This window comes from Verrucomicrobiales bacterium (assembly GCA_016793885.1).
Classification (GTDB): Bacteria; Verrucomicrobiota; Verrucomicrobiia; order Limisphaerales; family UBA11320; genus UBA11320.
Genome location: JAEUHE010000260.1, coordinates 70,011 through 85,849 on the forward strand (window position 1 = coordinate 70,011; position 15,839 = coordinate 85,849).

Here is a 15,839-nt window from a genome sequence, read left to right on the forward strand (position 1 = left end):
GTTGCTCACCGGCCGTGCCAACTATGGGTTGCGTCGGGTCAACACTTCTGGGGCGCACCATCGGGTGTTGTACTTTTGGATCCACGCATCGTTGGTCATCGCCGGTCGTGGCTCCAGGCCGTGCAGCTGATCGTTCATGCCATGCCAGGGCAGGGGCTCGAAGGAGAGCCGTTTGGCGACATGAAAGTCGCCATCCTTTTCCCAGCCCACGGAGTACAGAAAAAAGTCACGCTGCATACCCGGTGGTTTAGGCGGGATCGAGGCGGCGGGGAATTTGAGCATCAGCTCGTCACCGCTATTGATCAGCACCAGCCGATTGTCCCGGGAATGCACGAGGTCATCGACGCTTCCGTAGCGAGTGGCCCAACCTCCCGGCGAGACCCTCCAGCTAGGGTTGGCCTGAACCCGATCGTAGAGCGGGGTCTGGGGTTCGTGTGCCGGCAGATCGGCGATGTCACCGAAGCCGCGCCAGCGAAGATCGGTCGAGGACGGCCAGAGATTCTGGAACTGGGTGTCCGGGGCCGCGCGTCGTTCGAAGAGTGCAATGCGATCCCAATAGAGCTCGAAGGCGTTGCTGAGTCGAATTCGGCGGGCCCCCTCGGGCAGCTTTCCTGAAAGATCCACCAGAATGGTTTTGGTTTTTCCGATCGGCGCGCCCGGTTGCAGATCGACCTTTCGCCATTCCCCGCGGGCGGTTTCCACCTCCAGCACGGGGAAAGGGAATGGCAGGTCAGGATACAACGAGGCTGCCATGTTAGCCATGCCGCCGCCGAAACGCAGCCAACCGGTGAGGGCCAGCACGAGCGGGCGGTGGGTGGCCAGCGGGCCGAAATCCAGCACCACGCCGTGCGGTTCGGCCAGCCCGCGCAGCTGCGGCTCCCGAAGCTGCACCGGGGCGACCTTGCGCCCGTCGATCACCTGCAGCTCTTGCGTGACGTCAACTCCATCCAATCGAGTGGCTTTGAGCAGCGGAGTTCTGCGCTCCAGGGTGATCAACTCGCTTGGTGGAAAAGGGGAACTCGGCAGGAGCTTGTCGGTCGGATGAACCTCGGTGCCTTCGGGGTGGTCGACCACGACGAGGCGAGCTTCGTCCAGGTAGAGCACCTCGCGGAGTTCCTCGGTGATGCTGAGCAGGTAGGAGCCATCCTTCGGACGGAAGGAGCGTTCGTCGCCGATCCAGACGAACTCGTCGGCATCCGCTTCGATGTAGCGGCCGGCGGCTATGGGCAACCCGATGGGAGCAGCCCCGAGAATGTCGGTGACGAATCGGAACTTCTCTCCGTCCCAGGCATACAAATAGGGGCAGGACGTGTCGCTGATCGTCAGCTCATCGAGGCGGATAGGGTGTTTAGGATCGACCTTCACATCGACGGTATTGAGGTTGAGCGTGAACCAGCGGGCGTTGAGTGAGTCGAGCTGGGTGTAGCTGCCGACGCCAATCTCCACCGGCAATTCCAGGACTCGTCGCGCCAGCCGCAAACCAGCAGTGGCGACCTCGACTTTCACCCCTATGCCGCTGGCGTTGGAGCGGTTGCCCACCAGGCGGACCTTGAGCAGTTGATTGGTGTTGCCGCCATCGTTGCGCCAGAGTGACAGGGTTTGATCTGCTCGGGTGAGAAGAAAATCCAGGTCGCCATCGTTGTCGAAGTCGACCGCCCGAACGGCGGCCGCCGCTCCCGTCTGGTCGAGGCCCAGGGCGGTGGTTGTCTCCACGAACCCAGCCGTCCAGCGATTGCGCCAGGCTCGAACCCGATCGCCGACCGTCACGATGTCGAGCCAGCCGTCGTTATCGTAGTCAATGAGGCTGATGGCGGTAATTTCTCCCGGACCCGTGGGGAGCGTGTTGGGCGGGCTTTGGCCGGCGGGCGTGATGACAATGCCGTTGTCGTTGACGCAGACCAGGTCGGTTCGTGAATCATTGTCGACGTCGCCCGTCACGAAGGTTTTGGCCACCGGCCAGTTAGTGGGAGATTTGTCTGAGATCAGCGGGCCGCCGCTTTGCTTCAGGAGCAGCAAGGGCGGTTCGCCGTCTCGTTGCAATAACAAGTCCAGCAGGTCGTCCCCGTTCCAGTCATCGGCTACGACTTGACGCGTTGCTTTGAGTCCTGCGGGAATGCCGATATTCGTGGAATTCGTGCTGAAGTACATGCTGCCCAGGTTTCTTAGAAACCGGACGTTTTCCGATCCATAGCCGACGGTGACCAACCCGAGGTTGCCGGTGAAGAGGTGATCGAGCAGGACTCCGTTCGTGGCTGAGAGCGAGCGGAGGTTGGCAAACCCGGTGGCATCGTTGATCACTCCGTTGGTGGTGATGCGGAGCGCGTGAGAACCGCCTTCGCCCAGCAGCAGAATATCATCGGCCCGGTCATTGTTGAGGTCTCCCACCAATGCGCGGGCGTAGCGAACACCCGGCTTAGCCGGGATGGAAGCGCCGGCGGCATGGAAGGTTCCATTGGAATTGGCCATGATGCGGAAGGCTTGTTCGCTTTCGCGAACGAGCAGGCTGTTGCGTGCGCCGCCAAAGTCGACGACCGCGGCTGGGCCGCGCCATTGGCTGCCGGCTGGGCCGAAAAACGAAGAGGACGCCTCCGCGAATCGAACGGCGATGCCGGTTTGGGCCGGCGGGCTTTGACGGAAGGGAACCCGGGCCTGAGTGTATTTGCATCGTTCGAAAAGCGCGGGATCGGTGATCTGGGCCGGCTTGCCGGCATTCACTTTTTGATGTTCTGCCAGCGCGGTCTGCGCCTCCGGGGCTCGTCCTATGCGCAGCAGTGACTGGCTGAGAGCGTAGTGTGCGGCGGGGTGTTGGGGGGCGAAGCGGACCACTTCCTCGAACTCTGCGGCGGCGGCCTCATGCTGATTCATGCCCTGATGCGCGCGGCCGAGCTGAAAACTGACCTCATTGATGGTGCGGTCGATGTTCTTAGCGTTTTGCAGTGCCTTGACCGCTGGTTCAAAGCGACCCAGCCGCAAGGAGGCGCAGCCGATGAGGTAGTAGGCTGCGGGCTGATTGGGATCCAAGGCGAGGGCGGCCTCGGCTTGTTGGAGGACGGCCTCAGCTTGGTTCGCGATCAGCAGCGCGTTCGCGTAGTTGAGCACTGCGTCCAGATTGGAAGGCTGCAAGCGGAGCGCCTCCTGGAAGGCCTTGACCGCTTTTTCCGCCTCGCCTCGCTCATAATAATTCCGACCCGAGTTGGACAGCTTGAGGAACCCGTCATCGGTGGCGTTGGCAGCTGCGTTCGTTGGGGCGCCGGGTGCGGCTGCAGGAGGGTTGTCGGACGGCTTGTTGCATCCGATGAGAACCAGGGCACCCACTGCCCAGGTCAGCAACAGCCACCGAGCTGGCCTCGGCGGCGGGTAAGCACCCAGGGAGTCGGTTGGGAACCCGGACTTGGCGTTGGGAGAGCGTCGTGCGGCAGTCATCAGGCCGCGATAATCGCAGCCGAAGAATTGCCAGTCAACGAATTGCCCGGATATCCCAGGAGGCGTCGCTCTTTGATGATCTTGGCCACTTGGGGTGGCACGGACGCCTCCCAAGCGGGATCGCCCGCCTTGAGTTGTTTGAGCACGGTTCGTGAGAAGATGGACAGGTACTGCTCCTCGACGTCCCTCATGCCCTGAATATAGTGATTCTCAATGAGGTAGGCGTAGAGGTGTCTCAGGTGGGGGGCAACCCGAAGGTTCTCTGCAGTGATGATCGAGCCGGTTCCGTGGTCCCTGAGCGGGTAGGCGTAAAGCTTCAGGTCGTTTTTGAAGAGCCTTCCAAAGGACTCGAGGATGCCGCCTTCCAAATCCGCGTAGTACTTCTCGTCGAAGATCTCCCGCAGCGTTGGCACACCCATGGCGAGGCCAACCATCTTCTTCGTACAACGGTGGAGGAAGGCAGCCAGCTTGTAGAACTCCAAATAGTTGGAGATCATCACCGTTTTGCCCAGTGTGCCGAGGATGTCGACCCGGTCGAGAAAGTCCTGATGGTTGATCTCCCCTCCGTCCAGCAGATTCTTGAGCGTCATCTCGAGCAGCACGACGACGTCTTCTCCTTGGACCCCAGGCTCTTGCACGAACTGGGCTTGGGCGCAGTCCAGCATGTCGATGGTGACGTGGGTCGCGGGCCTAAAACTGCCCCGCTCCACCAAAATCGCCTTTTTGTAAAGGGCCTCGGAGGGTTGCACGACTTCGCCGTCGGCAGTGAACATCGCCGCACTGGTCACTCCCTGCTGCACCAGTTGGAGTGCCATGAGGCGGTTATCGATTTTCTCGAAGGCCGGCCCGCTAAATTTCACCATGTCGACCTCCGCACGCTCGCGCGTCAGATCGTCCAAGAGACTGCAAATGAATGCTTTGGGATCTGCGAAGTGGTAGAGAGCGCCATGAACCAGGTTGACCCCGATGATGCCGAGGGCTTCCTGCTGTTGCAGGTTCTCGCGGTCCATCATGCGCACATGGATAATGATGTCAGACGGTGCCGCTTTGGGTGCGTGTTGGAAGCGAATGCCCATCCACCCATGACAGTCGCCGGTGCCCTTGAAACTCTTGGCGGCCACCGTGTCGGCGAACACGAAGAACTTGGTATCGGCTCCGCGTTTGGCATCCAGACGTTCCAACATCAGGCTGAACTCGTGCTCGAGCATCTTGCCAAGCCGCTCACGACTCACATACCGATCCGACCGACCGTAAATGGCGTCACTGATCGTCATGTCATAGGCAGACATGCTCTTAGCGATCGTTCCGGCTGCTCCTCCCACTCGGAAAAACCAACGGGCGACTTCCTGGCCGGCTCCTATCTCGGCGAAAGTCCCGTATTTCGTCGGATCCAGGTTGATCTTGAGGGCCTTTTGGTGTGTCCCGATGCTCTCGCTATTGCTCATGGATAGGATGTTCCCCATACCCTTAGGGTTATCGGCAAACCTAAGCTGAAAGGTTAGGTGAAACGGGGGTAGCCTGGGTTCGCGGCTCCCCACCTCCTAGAGAACGAGGCGGGCACGAAATTGTCAATCGAGCGGTGAATGAAAATTACTCACCTCAACGATGGATGGAATGAGCGGAACAAAAAAACCCGCTGACCTGAGGTCAGCGGGTTGGGTAGCACCGGATGCTCGCAAGGGTTGGTTACTTGCGGCCCAGGCGTCGGGAGACTAGGGACAAACCGGAAACAGCGAAGCCGAGCAGCGCGAGGGTGGCACCGCCATCGGGCACACGGCCGATCAGATTGTCGTTGCCGCAACCCATCGTCAGGTGGAACAGATTGTCGTCCGTTTGGGACAGCTTGATCCCGGTCGTCGCGAGGTTGATCTCACCGATGAAGTGAGCTCCGCCCGTGACTTGGGAGCCGTCTTCCAAGGTGATGGTGGAGGTCTGGTCCAGGGTGACTGACAAGGAACCGGAGCCAACTTTGGTCAGGCCCTCGATCGACCGGTCATTCAGCTTATAGGGGTTCGACAGGCCCTTTACCGTGCTCTCGTCGAGGAGCTCGGTCGTCAAGCCGGCCAGCGCATAGACATCATACGTTCCAGCACCGATCGAGTATCCCGAGCGGTTGTTGAAATGGATGACATAGTCATACTTAAACTGGCTGTTGTTGTTGACACCGTTGATGGCGGCGTCACTCCCCGTGTAGTCGGTGGACTTCCACTTCGCCGTGTTCGCACGACCCACAAAGATATCGCCCAAGCCGAACGGATTGTTGCCGTTCAACAAGTCGTATCCCGAATAAATCTTGAGACTGCTGCCATTCAAAGTGAAGGCCTCGAGATCCCAGGATTGGTTGCCAATCGTACCCGGTTCGGTCTCCTGGTCTTCGCCACCCTGGTTCTTGCCAGGCGCGCCCCAACCTGCGGAGTTAGGACCTTGGGTATCGTTGATGGTGATGTTCTTTGCAAAGGAGGGAGCGGCAAAAGCCAGCATCGCCACCGTGCTCAAGACTAATGATTTGGTATACTTCATAGGACTTCCCTCCTTTAGCTCTTTTTGTGCCAAAAAGTTAACAACTCTGTAAGGTTCCTGATTGGAGCCGGATCGGGAAAAAATGCGGGTTTTATGTGAGGCTATTGGTCTTTGGAAAGGCGTAAACCGTAAGGTTCTCTTACACTTTGCTGGGTCGGACCTGGAAGTGCTGTGCCTGCGGGTCAACAGGATAGCGGGTGGGTTAATGGCGAGTTGAAGGGGTGATGGCTGGTTTTGCGAAGTCGTTGCCGATTCGTCATCACAACGTAACGCTAGCCACTCACTGTTCTTCTCAATGGTGTCAGCTCCCCATCTTGTTTTGCATGAAATTCACCTGAACCCGGGTCAGGAGTGGGCGTTTGCTGTGGATGGGTGGAGGTTTTTTAGCGTGGTGTCGGGGCAGGGATATTGGCTGAGTGATCCGGTTCGAAGTTTAGACACCGGCGAAGCGTTTATGATTTCGCCGATTACAAAAGGCGTCCTTCGGGCAAGTCAGTTGGCGGGGCTTTCGGGGGTCTACTTCCAATTTCATCCCGATCGGCTGACGGACTTGCTGACGCCGGTGGAGCGTCACTTCCTGGAAGCCAAGCAAACCCTGGAACGTTTGGCGCTCAGGCATTTCCCAGCGAACGACCCGGTGGCCTTGGAGTTTGCTTCCTTGGCTGCGCGCTCTTCACCGGACGCTTCCTTGGCGAGTCGTTCGAGCGTCCTTCGGTTGATCGCTATGGCCGTCGGGATTGGGCCGGGGGTTTTGGCATCGGACAGCGAACGGCGGTCCAGCGCTGCCGAGCGGTTCCAAGCACTGCTTGGCCGCATCACTGAGGCGGAGTTTATCCGTTGCAGCGTCGAGAGTCTGGCTCTGCAATGCCGGTGCAGCACGCGACACCTCAGCCGATTGTTTCGCACCACTTTTTCGCTGTCCTTCAGCGCTCGCCAAACCGAGTTGAGAATGCAGAAGGCGGCTCAGATGCTTCGCGAGACGGATTTACGCATTGCCCAAATCGCCTCGGAATGCGGTTACCGTCACATCGGCCTGTTTAACGCGACGTTCAAGAGACGGTGGAAACGCACTCCGAGCGAGTGGAGGCAAGCTTCCCGCAGCGCAGACTCTTCTGAGGTGGCCTAGATGAACTGGGCTTTCTCGCCCTTGAGGATGGCCAGGAACTGTTTCACAGCCGGCGAGAGCACCTTATTCTTCTTGTAGATAGCTGCCAGCGGTCGATGGAACTGAACATCCTCGAGCCGGACCTCGATTAGGGTGAGCTTCGCGATCTCTTGTTCCACAGTGCCTTGCGGCACGATGGCGATCCCGGCGTTGATTTCCACCGCGCGTTTCACCGTTTCAATATTATCGAACTCCATGACGTGCTGGACTTGCACTTCCTGATCCTTCAGCACCCGATCGATAGCCTGGCGCGTGGGGATATCTGGTTGAAATCCGATAAATTTCATTCCGTTGAGTTCGCCCAGCTTCACGGTCTTTCGTTTGGCGAAGGGGTGTTCGGGATGGCAGATCAGCACCATGACATCTTTCCTCAGGGCCACCACCTCCAATTTGGGATCCTTGTTGGGATAGGCCACCAACCCGAGGTCAACCACATTGCTTAGAACATCGTCGTAGACCTGATTCGACCGACGGTATTCCACGTGAACATTGACCGTTGGATAGCTCTTCAGGAACTTCTTGAGATAAGGCGGCAAGTCATGGAGTCCGATGCTGTAAATGGTGGCGACGCGTATCGCGCCGGAGATGACATTCTTGATCTCCTGCAGTTTGCTAAAGAGGCCCTCGTAGGTCTGGATGATCTGTTTGCTATACTCGTACAGCACCTGACCCTCACGGGTCAGCCTGAACTTCTTTTTGCTCCTCTCAATCAGCAGAGACTTGAACTGGCGCTCCAAAGAGCTGATCTGTTGGCTCACAGCGGACTGGGTTACCCCGTTAATCTGGGCTGCCCGCGTGAAACTCTCGGTTTCGGCCAGATCACAAAACACCTTCAAGCTCTCGATTTGCATAGCAACGGCGCGAGCATAGTGGACGGCCGGACGAAGTCAAAGGACGGACTTAATAGACATGGATTCCTTGCCCCTCGTGCTTGACGGCCCAAGATATTGTATCCTAGGGTGAGTTCACCCACATTAGGCTGTGGGTTCCTGTTTATTATGCGGTGTCCGAAATGTGGCTGTGTTGATGACAAAGTGATCGACTCTCGCACCTCGCGCGAGGGTGCCACGATTCGTCGCCGCCGGGAGTGCCTGGAATGCCACTTTCGTTTCACCACCTATGAGCATGTGGAACTTCCTACCCTGATGGTGGTTAAGCGGGATGGGCGACGAGAGGAATTCTCTCGCGAGAAGCTGGCGGCTGGGATTCGCCGAGCCTGTCAGAAGCGGCCAGTGAGCGAGGAGGCGATCGTATCGGTGGTGGAAACCATCATGACGGATCTTTCGAACGCCTATGAGGGAGAGGTTCAGGGCAAGGACATTGGCGCGCGGGTGATGGATGAGCTGCGCGGGTTGGACCCGATTGCCTACGTTCGTTACGCAAGCGTCTACCGTCGTTTTGAGGAGGCCACCGATTTTGTTCAAGAGGTCAAGAAGCTGGAGACCAAACATGATACACTTACGGCACGATTGCCTGGTCTTTGAATTTCCCACGGGTGAAATGATTCCCTGCACCGCCGAGGAGATTGCGCTTGAGCTTTCTCTGGAGCCCGGGCAGGCCTTCGATCCCGAGGTTCTGAAAAATGCCGCTGCGGCAGTCCTTCACTATTTTCGCCATGAGCTGCAGCGTCAGGAGGTTTCGCTGAAGGAATTTGCGACGGCCTTGCGGCGGGTGCTCAAGGATTTGGGCTTCGACCTCAAGGAATATGAGGTGAAGGTAACTTCCCCCACAATCCCATCTGGCTCAAGCTCCGCTGCCTCTGGCAGCCTGGTTCCAGCGGTGGACTCGGTTGCGGTATCCTCCGGGCTAACGACGGAGATCGACTTGGGATCTCTCGAGAAGCAAAGTGGTGGCGCCGGTGAACTTCAGTTCTTCCAGAGCCTCAAGGCCGACTTCCTGGACCGACTGCAGTCCAATCCTCAGATTATCGTGTGTCACGGGCTCCGCAGCTGCTCGAAAAACCTGTGCGCGGCGCGGCGCTGGTCGGATCGGTGTCAGGAGCTCAGTGACGATATCGTGCGCTTCCTCCGAGCCTGCTTGAAAGACTACGCCGATGGACGGCGTCCGGTGTTGTGCGTTCGCTGAACCCAGACCTGGTTTCCCTCCTATGAGTCAGACCCTCTTCGAGAAGATTATCGCCCGTCAGATTCCCGCTCGCATCGTCTACGAAGATGACCTGGTGCTCGCGTTCCATGACGTCAACCCTCAGGCCCCGGTCCATGTTCTGATCATTCCCAAAAAGCCTTTGCCACGAGTGGCTGCTGCGGGGGCGGTCGATCAAATGCTGCTGGGGCATCTCATGCTGAAGGCGGCCGAGGTGGCGGCCCTGGTGGGGATCCAGGAATCCGGATATCGGCTGGTGATTAACAACGGCCCACACGGAGGCGAGTCGGTGCCGCACCTGCATTGCCATCTGTTGGGTGGACGTCAGCTGTCTTGGCCGCCGGGTTGAGCGGTCCACTTCTTGAGGCGAACCACTTCATGGCCGGTGCACTCCCACTCCTCTAGGCTTTCCAGTGTGTCCTTCTTGCAGGCCTTGTAGGCCTCAGGCAGCGATCGCTTCGAAATGCGCTTCTCACCAACTCCCTCGGCAGTGCACCCAGTCGCCAAGGCGTAGCCCTTGTAGACACGGGGGCTTCCCAGAATGCGCACCGCTCCCGCTGGCAATGGCGCCGCGGGTCGACGATCCAAAACCAGATAGCTCAGTGGTAGGCTGCGAAGGTCGATGCCCGCGGCTTGACCGAATCGCATCCAGTCGGGATCGGTGAAGATCGCCGAGGGCGGAGCGGCGAAAAAGTGGCACCAATGCGACGTGTTGTCTTCGGCCAGCAGGCCGCAGCGCGAGGCGTGGACGCAGGGTGCTATCACTTGAACCCCAGCCTCGGCCCGCAGCCGTTCACGCACGGCGATCAGCCGGCGGCTCGCATCGTAAGTCCCGGGCTCTACCCAGATAACGGCCGAGGCTTCGCGGACGATCGAAATCAGCTCCTCCAGGCCCGACTCGGTCAGCTCGGTGAGCACGTGGCTCAGGAGGAGCAGTCCTCCGGGTGAATTCTGGGAGATCCGCTGTTTCAGATCCGGAAAGAATTTTAGAGCGGTCTGCGACGCGTAGTTGCTCGCCAGATGGGACCGGTCCCATAGCGCCAATCCTCCAGCTAGGGTTTGCGGGAAGGCACGGAAAACGCAGCGATGCGCGATTCCGCTGCCACAGCCCCAGTCGAACACCTCGGCTTCCGGAGGTTTCCAGCCGCGTATCTGGAGCTCGTTTAAGACATAGTCCCACTTCCAACCAATGCGCTGAGCGAAGGTCTGGTCATAGGCATACAGATCCGCGGCGGAACGCCAGTAGTCATCCAGACCGGCATCGGCGTTCAGGAACCCTTTCCGGAGGCGATCCAAGCAGTCCCAATCAATGGCTTCCCAGGGATTCGACAAAGCAGGTGTCTCTTTCAACTAGAGGTGGAGATGAGCCCACAGCGCTTCGGGTGTGACTCGCAGGTTGATGTAGAAGGAGCCGAACTCCCCGAAACGCGCGGTGACTTCGTCGAATCGCATCTCATAAACGATCTCCTTGATGGGATCCACCTGCTTGGCCACCAGCGTTACACCCCATTCCCAATCGTCTAGGCCCACCGATCCGGTGATCAGCTGCGTCACGCGGCCGGAGTATTTTCTGCCGACCCGCGCGTGTCCGCCCATGAGCGTTTTGCGAGTGGGAAAGTCGAGCGAGTACCAATTGTCGGCCCCGAGCCGGCGTTTGTTCATCGGATAGAAACACATGACTTCCCAGTCCGGCAGCTCGGGATACAGCCGATAGTGCGTGTATTCGGCCATCCGCTGACGAAACTCCTCCATCTTTTGAGTGAACTCCGCAGAGTCCGCGGCCACTTTTTCGCGCTCGATCAGCTGCTTGCGATGGTCGTCCTCGGACGACATGTATTCGCTCAGTTCAGTGACGGAGAAGTATTGGTAGATGGGCTCCAGGACTCCGGGCGGGAAGGCGAACTCGATATCGCGGTGCAACTGGGCAGCTTGCCCCATTTCGCTGGCCAAGATCATCACGGCGATGTCGGCCTTCCCGCTGATGTTGGCGAAAAGGGAGACGCGCGGATGGGAGGCATTGGCATTCGCTGCGCAAATAGCTTCGAGCCGACGGCGGGTGGCCACCGAGGCGTCAGCCGGCAGCGCGGCCCAGGCGACGCGGTTAATTCGATAGAACAAATGCATCACGTGGATGCCCTGATTCAGTTTTACTTGGGGCAAGTTCATGCTCGAGGAGAGGGTTTACGCTGGAAAGGGAGGTTTGCCAATACCGGATAGGGAGGAATCGTCCGGGCGGGGACGGATTCCCTCATCCACTTGCGAGAGACGCTCTGAGCGGACGAGTCCGATCGGGTGAAGACCTAAGGGGAAATCTCGGTCCGGCTCATGCCTGCCAAGGCTTTTCGAAGCGCCCGGAGCGGTTCGGCGAGGCGGGAGGTCAGACCGATGGAGTGCTCACGGTTTCCGATGCCGCAGATCACGCCAAACGTCTCCTGTCCATTGCGCAGGGAAAGCAGCAAGAGGGGATTCCCCTCCACCTTGGTCTTCAACCAATCCGGTATATACTTGCGAATGCTTGGCTCGTTGGGGCTCTGAACCAGCACGTCCTCTCCACGACTGAGGCAGATCGTGAACACATTCCGACTGTCCAAAGAGAGCAGTGACTGCCCTCGGATGCTCTCGAAAAGACTGCCGCGACCCAGCCGGGCTGACCAGGTCGGCAGTATCTCGTCGCGTAGGAAGACGACACTCTGGGCTAGCTTGAGTTCGTCATGCAGCAGTTGCAGGACTTGCGTCAAAGCCTCCTCCAAGGAAATGGCTCGCCCGCTGCTGGTCCCCCACTGAGAGATGAGCTCTTGGAACTTGAGATCTCCATCGGCCGACTTCCGGAGCGACTTGGTATCCACCGAGGGCCGAAGTCCTGCCTCCTTGTCTTTGGTGATTGATTTCGGTGCGGAAATGTTCGCCAGTCGCTTCATGAGCGGATTGCTGAACATCTTCAGCCCATGGGCTTGTCCGAATCCCTGAAGACGCTTTTCGGTTCGTTCGAACAAGGACGACAGTGCTTCATCATCCAGCGCCAAGGCGACCCCGTATTGCTTGGCCATGCGAGCGGCCTCGGCTTTCAATTGCTCCCCGTCGACCCCCTTCTCGGCCGCATGCTGGCAGAATCGGTTAGAGAAGTCCGAAGCGATCAATAGCAGTTCCGAGGGCGAGTGGAACTTGGCCTCGGTGAGTTCCTTGGGGACCGCGCGGATCGTGCTCAGGATGCCCTTGGCCAACTGGGCAGAAGACAAGAGTTCGTACGACAGCTCGAGGGTCGTGAGCCCAAACACCTCGCGGCAGGCCGCATCCCAAGACATGGTGGCGGTCAGGGCCTTGGCTTGGGCGTAAGCTTCGGGTAGAAAATTCACGATGAGCAGTTGCCCGTAGCTACGTAAGGCCGCACAGACAAAGGCCTGTTCAGGCTCAATACTCGGGCAATGTTCTGACACCGCCTGGGCCATGATGCCGCTCGCCAATGCCAAGGCGGCTACCTCCTGCTTCTGCTTGCCCACCTCTCCGCGCTCGGCGCTCTCCATGAGCAGCAGGGCCATGGCCAGGTTTCGAATTTTTTCGAATCCAACGGTTTGAATGGCTTGGTGAACGGTGGTGATCTCGGCACCGACGGGATTATAGCCCAGCGTGTTCGCCACCCCAAGCACCTTGGTCATGGTGGCTAAGTCGCGGCTGACCAGGTCCGCTAGCTGGCTGACAGAGATGGTATCTGCCTTCGCAGTAATCTCCTGGATCAGTTGAATCACCTGCGTGATGGCTGCGGATTTACCCGATTCCATGGCGTCCTGAAGGGTCGCGATGGTACGGCGCGTCTTGGGATCCACGATGGCTTGTTCCGTAGTCGTTTCGTTCATCATGCGCGCGAGCGCTAAGGAAGCATCGGCGCGAGACGGAAAAGCCTTACGCAGTATTTAGCCCATTCGCGGGCGGCATCCTACAAGCCGTCAACCCTCACGCGGTAATATCTGCCTTCACCGGGACTCGATCCCAGCGGGATGACCACTTGGAGGGGGTCGCGTGGGTGGAGCGGGGTTGCAGCCTTGAGGGGAAGCTCGGTCCAGGGATCGTCTATCCATGCTGAATTTTTCACTTCGATTCTCAGCCGACGATTGGCTGGTTGAGTGGTTACCAACTCCAGAGATCCGGCTTGGGACCGAATTTCCACGGCCAGCTTGTCGGCCGCATTTCGAGGGTGGGTGCCGGCGAGCTTCTCCTGCTCGTTCGTAGCACCATCCCGATCCGCGTCGGCGGACGGTTCGGTTTCTGCCAGGGGTAGCCCATCCAGGAAACCGAAACGCCAAGCTTCGTAGCTCCCTCGGGACAGCAATTCCTGGCTCAGTATCCAGTCCCGAACCAGCTCGATGGACTTGCGATCCAGTTCGTTGCTTCCCAGCGGCGGCATCTGCCTGGCGCCTCGAGTGCTGATTCGCGACAGCAGCATGGAGTGGTCGAGGTCGCCTTGAACGACAATGCGATTGGATGAGCTGCTTCCAGGGTCGTTGAGCGTGCCGTCCAAAATCCGGGTCAATCTCGTCGGGGTTCCGAATCGGGCATCCCAGGTGTTCGGGGCGGTGCCTCCCGGGTGATGGCAGGCCGAGCAATTGGCATCGAGGTAGGACCGAACCCGATACTCCAGACTAGCGGCCGAGTTGGTGGTGGCAACCAGTCGGGGCAGGGTATCGGTGGAGGGGACCGGCCGGTTGAAGTAGCCAGCGTTCGCCAGAACGCGCAGCTGGTTGACGGACGAGGAATCGGGTTGCGTCTCGTCGTGGTTCAGCTGCCAGGTCGAAAATCCGAGCGCCGTTCCCGCTCCTGAAGTGTGGCAAGCAAGGCAGCTCGACCGGCTTGGATACGACCAGTGCTGAGTTCGAACCGAACCGTCAGCGGTGAGAATCTCGATGGCCTCCTCCAATCCCTGATCCGACACGAGAGTCGCATCGCTTGATCCCGGCGCCCATCGATACGTGATTCCGTAAGCCCCCGATGCGTTCTTCACCAGGAACCGGGTTTCGATCCGGCGCTTGGCTCCGGTAATCTCGTTCGTGGTCAGATCGAAATGTTTGATCCAGACCGTCCCCGTCGGAAATGTCCACGGGTTGGTGACACTGAATCCGATGAAGGCATTGGTCGTGGGAACCGAGAACCACCGCCGCTTCTCGGCGCCATCGGACCAAAACGGGGCATTAATGGTGTAGGCTTCAATGCCAGGCTGAGGCTCCAAGGTGGCGAGATCGGAGAATGCGCCGGTTCCTGAGAGCAGGCTGGGCAGGGGAGATCCCACGACGGCTGGATCGAAATCGAGCCGCTTGATTTTATTCTCGGCGTAGGAAGCCACAAGGAGGTCCTGGTTACGTGGGTCCGCTCCGAATCCCGCACTGAATCGTTCACTGGTCAGCCTGGTCTTCGCGCCGGAATAGCCGGCGTCTGGCTGGATCCCCCAGAGATTGCCGCTAATGTAGTCGCCGAACAGATACGAGCCCTTCAACTCGGGAAGCCGCGAACCGCGATAGACCCGCCCACCCGTCACTGAGTTGCCGGTCAGCGTTCCCGTGGATCCATGCAGGTACTCGTGGAGCGGTGGGAGGAGTGGAATGCGGGCTGGCTTGGACCCTGCCTTGGGTCCTGCGAGGGTTCCTTCCTGATAGGGCCAGCCGTAGTTTCCACCTTTGACGATGATGTTGATCTCTTCACGGACCTCTTGACCCACGTCCCCGCAAAAGAGGATTCCCGACTCGGTATCGAAGGAGAACTTCCAAGGATTGCGTAATCCGATGGCATAGAACTCGGCCCGGAGTTTTTGCCGGTCCAGGGCTTTTCCACCTAAATCGGTGGCTGAGACCCAGGGATTGTCCGCTGGAATCCTATACGGCAAGGCGTTTCCATCCCGCAGGGCTGCGTGCGGCGTCGGCTCCAAGTTCTCGGGTCGCGCATCGACATCGATGCGCAGGATTCCCGCGAAGAAGTCCTTATCAAGTCGCTGGGCGTTGTTGTAGGTGTCGTTCCCTCCACCTTCGTCGCCCACCGCTACGTAGAGGTAGCCATCGGGTCCAAAGTGGAGATCTCCGCCATTGTGATTGCCGGCTTGATCGTACTGCGTGATGAGTGGTCGTTCGGTAGAAAGTTCGGCCTGGTTGGCCGTGGGTGGAATCGCCTGAAAGCGCGAGAGGCGTTGGTGCAGACCCCGGCCATCATCGCTGACATGGTTGGACAGCGAATAGAAGACGAAGAAGAACCCATTAGTGGCGAAGCCGGGATGGAAAGCGAGTCCCAGCACGCCCGACTCCCCGCCGGTCATGAGACCGCGAGGGGTCAGATCCAGGAACACGGAGCGTCGAGGGTTCGCCAGGTTCGTGACCACGGCGATGTGTCCACCTTTCTCGACAATGAAGAGTCGATTAGTTTCACCGGGAGGCGAAGCGATGGTGACGGGGTTGGCGAACGTGACGCCGGGGAAGGTATCCACCCACTTGTATCCCAGCCGAGGCGGCTGTTGAGGCAAGGTCAGGGAGGTGTTCGCCCGGCGTTCCAGGGCATCGACCGACAGGGCCATGAGCCCAACGAGCCCGACCATTCCGAACCGCCGCGTCCAAAGGAGACGCGGGAACAACTGGAACAACCACATCATTACAAC

12 protein-coding genes are annotated in these 15,839 nt (G+C 59.0%); 4 read left to right on the forward strand and 8 right to left on the reverse strand.

The annotated features are described in order from the left end of the window. Positions 1–21: 21 nt before the first annotated feature. The 3 genes from JNN07_28420 to JNN07_28430 form a co-directional block, all read right to left on the reverse strand. The gene (locus tag JNN07_28420) at positions 22–3,423 is read right to left on the reverse strand and encodes a VCBS repeat-containing protein (protein ID MBL9171688.1); all 3,402 of its coding nucleotides are present in this window, start codon (positions 3,421–3,423) and stop codon (positions 22–24) included. Further along, positions 3,423–4,868, reverse strand: coding sequence for a TonB-dependent receptor (locus JNN07_28425; protein MBL9171689.1), 1,446 nt, complete (start codon positions 4,866–4,868; stop codon positions 3,423–3,425). Before JNN07_28425 ends, JNN07_28420 begins: the two co-directional genes overlap by 1 nt. A gap of 241 nt (positions 4,869–5,109) precedes the next feature. Continuing rightward, on the reverse strand, positions 5,110–5,943 hold the full coding sequence (locus tag JNN07_28430) for a VPDSG-CTERM sorting domain-containing protein (GenBank protein ID MBL9171690.1): 834 nt from the start codon (positions 5,941–5,943) through the stop codon (positions 5,110–5,112). Positions 5,944–6,262: 319 nt separating this feature from the next. Between JNN07_28430 and JNN07_28435 the strand changes: the two genes are divergently transcribed. Further along, positions 6,263–7,069, forward strand: coding sequence for a helix-turn-helix transcriptional regulator (locus JNN07_28435; protein ID MBL9171691.1), 807 nt, complete (start codon positions 6,263–6,265; stop codon positions 7,067–7,069). Here JNN07_28435 and JNN07_28440 read toward each other — a convergent pair. Next, positions 7,066–7,959, reverse strand: a complete 894-nt coding sequence (locus JNN07_28440; protein MBL9171692.1) for a LysR family transcriptional regulator — start codon at positions 7,957–7,959, stop codon at positions 7,066–7,068. The genes JNN07_28435 and JNN07_28440 overlap by 4 nt on opposite strands. A 147-nt stretch (positions 7,960–8,106) precedes the next feature. Between JNN07_28440 and nrdR the strand changes: the two genes are divergently transcribed. Genes nrdR through JNN07_28455 form a run of 3 tightly spaced genes read left to right on the forward strand, consistent with a single transcriptional unit; the run spans position 8,107 to position 9,560 of the window. After that, positions 8,107–8,592 (forward strand): transcriptional repressor NrdR, encoded by a 486-nt coding sequence (gene nrdR / locus JNN07_28445; protein MBL9171693.1) that lies wholly within the window; start codon positions 8,107–8,109, stop codon positions 8,590–8,592. Then, positions 8,558–9,193, forward strand: a complete 636-nt coding sequence (locus JNN07_28450; protein ID MBL9171694.1) for a hypothetical protein — start codon at positions 8,558–8,560, stop codon at positions 9,191–9,193. The genes nrdR and JNN07_28450 overlap by 35 nt, the downstream gene beginning before the upstream one ends. 22 nt (positions 9,194–9,215) lie before the next feature. Then, positions 9,216–9,560, forward strand: coding sequence for a histidine triad nucleotide-binding protein (locus JNN07_28455; GenBank protein MBL9171695.1), 345 nt, complete (start codon positions 9,216–9,218; stop codon positions 9,558–9,560). Here the strand turns inward: JNN07_28455 and JNN07_28460 are convergent. The 4 genes from JNN07_28460 to JNN07_28475 form a co-directional block, all read right to left on the reverse strand. Then, positions 9,536–10,543, reverse strand: a complete 1,008-nt coding sequence (locus JNN07_28460; GenBank protein ID MBL9171696.1) for a hypothetical protein — start codon at positions 10,541–10,543, stop codon at positions 9,536–9,538. The genes JNN07_28455 and JNN07_28460 overlap by 25 nt on opposite strands. Positions 10,544–10,561: 18 nt before the next feature. Further along, positions 10,562–11,377: a heme-dependent peroxidase gene (locus JNN07_28465; GenBank protein ID MBL9171697.1), complete on the reverse strand. Its 816-nt coding sequence runs from the start codon at positions 11,375–11,377 to the stop codon at positions 10,562–10,564. 134 nt (positions 11,378–11,511) lie between these two features. Further along, the gene (locus tag JNN07_28470) at positions 11,512–13,065 is read right to left on the reverse strand and encodes an HDOD domain-containing protein (GenBank protein MBL9171698.1); all 1,554 of its coding nucleotides are present in this window, start codon (positions 13,063–13,065) and stop codon (positions 11,512–11,514) included. Positions 13,066–13,142: 77 nt separating this feature from the next. Then, the gene (locus tag JNN07_28475) at positions 13,143–15,833 is read right to left on the reverse strand and encodes a PQQ-dependent sugar dehydrogenase (protein MBL9171699.1); all 2,691 of its coding nucleotides are present in this window, start codon (positions 15,831–15,833) and stop codon (positions 13,143–13,145) included. Positions 15,834–15,839: the final 6 nt, after the last annotated feature.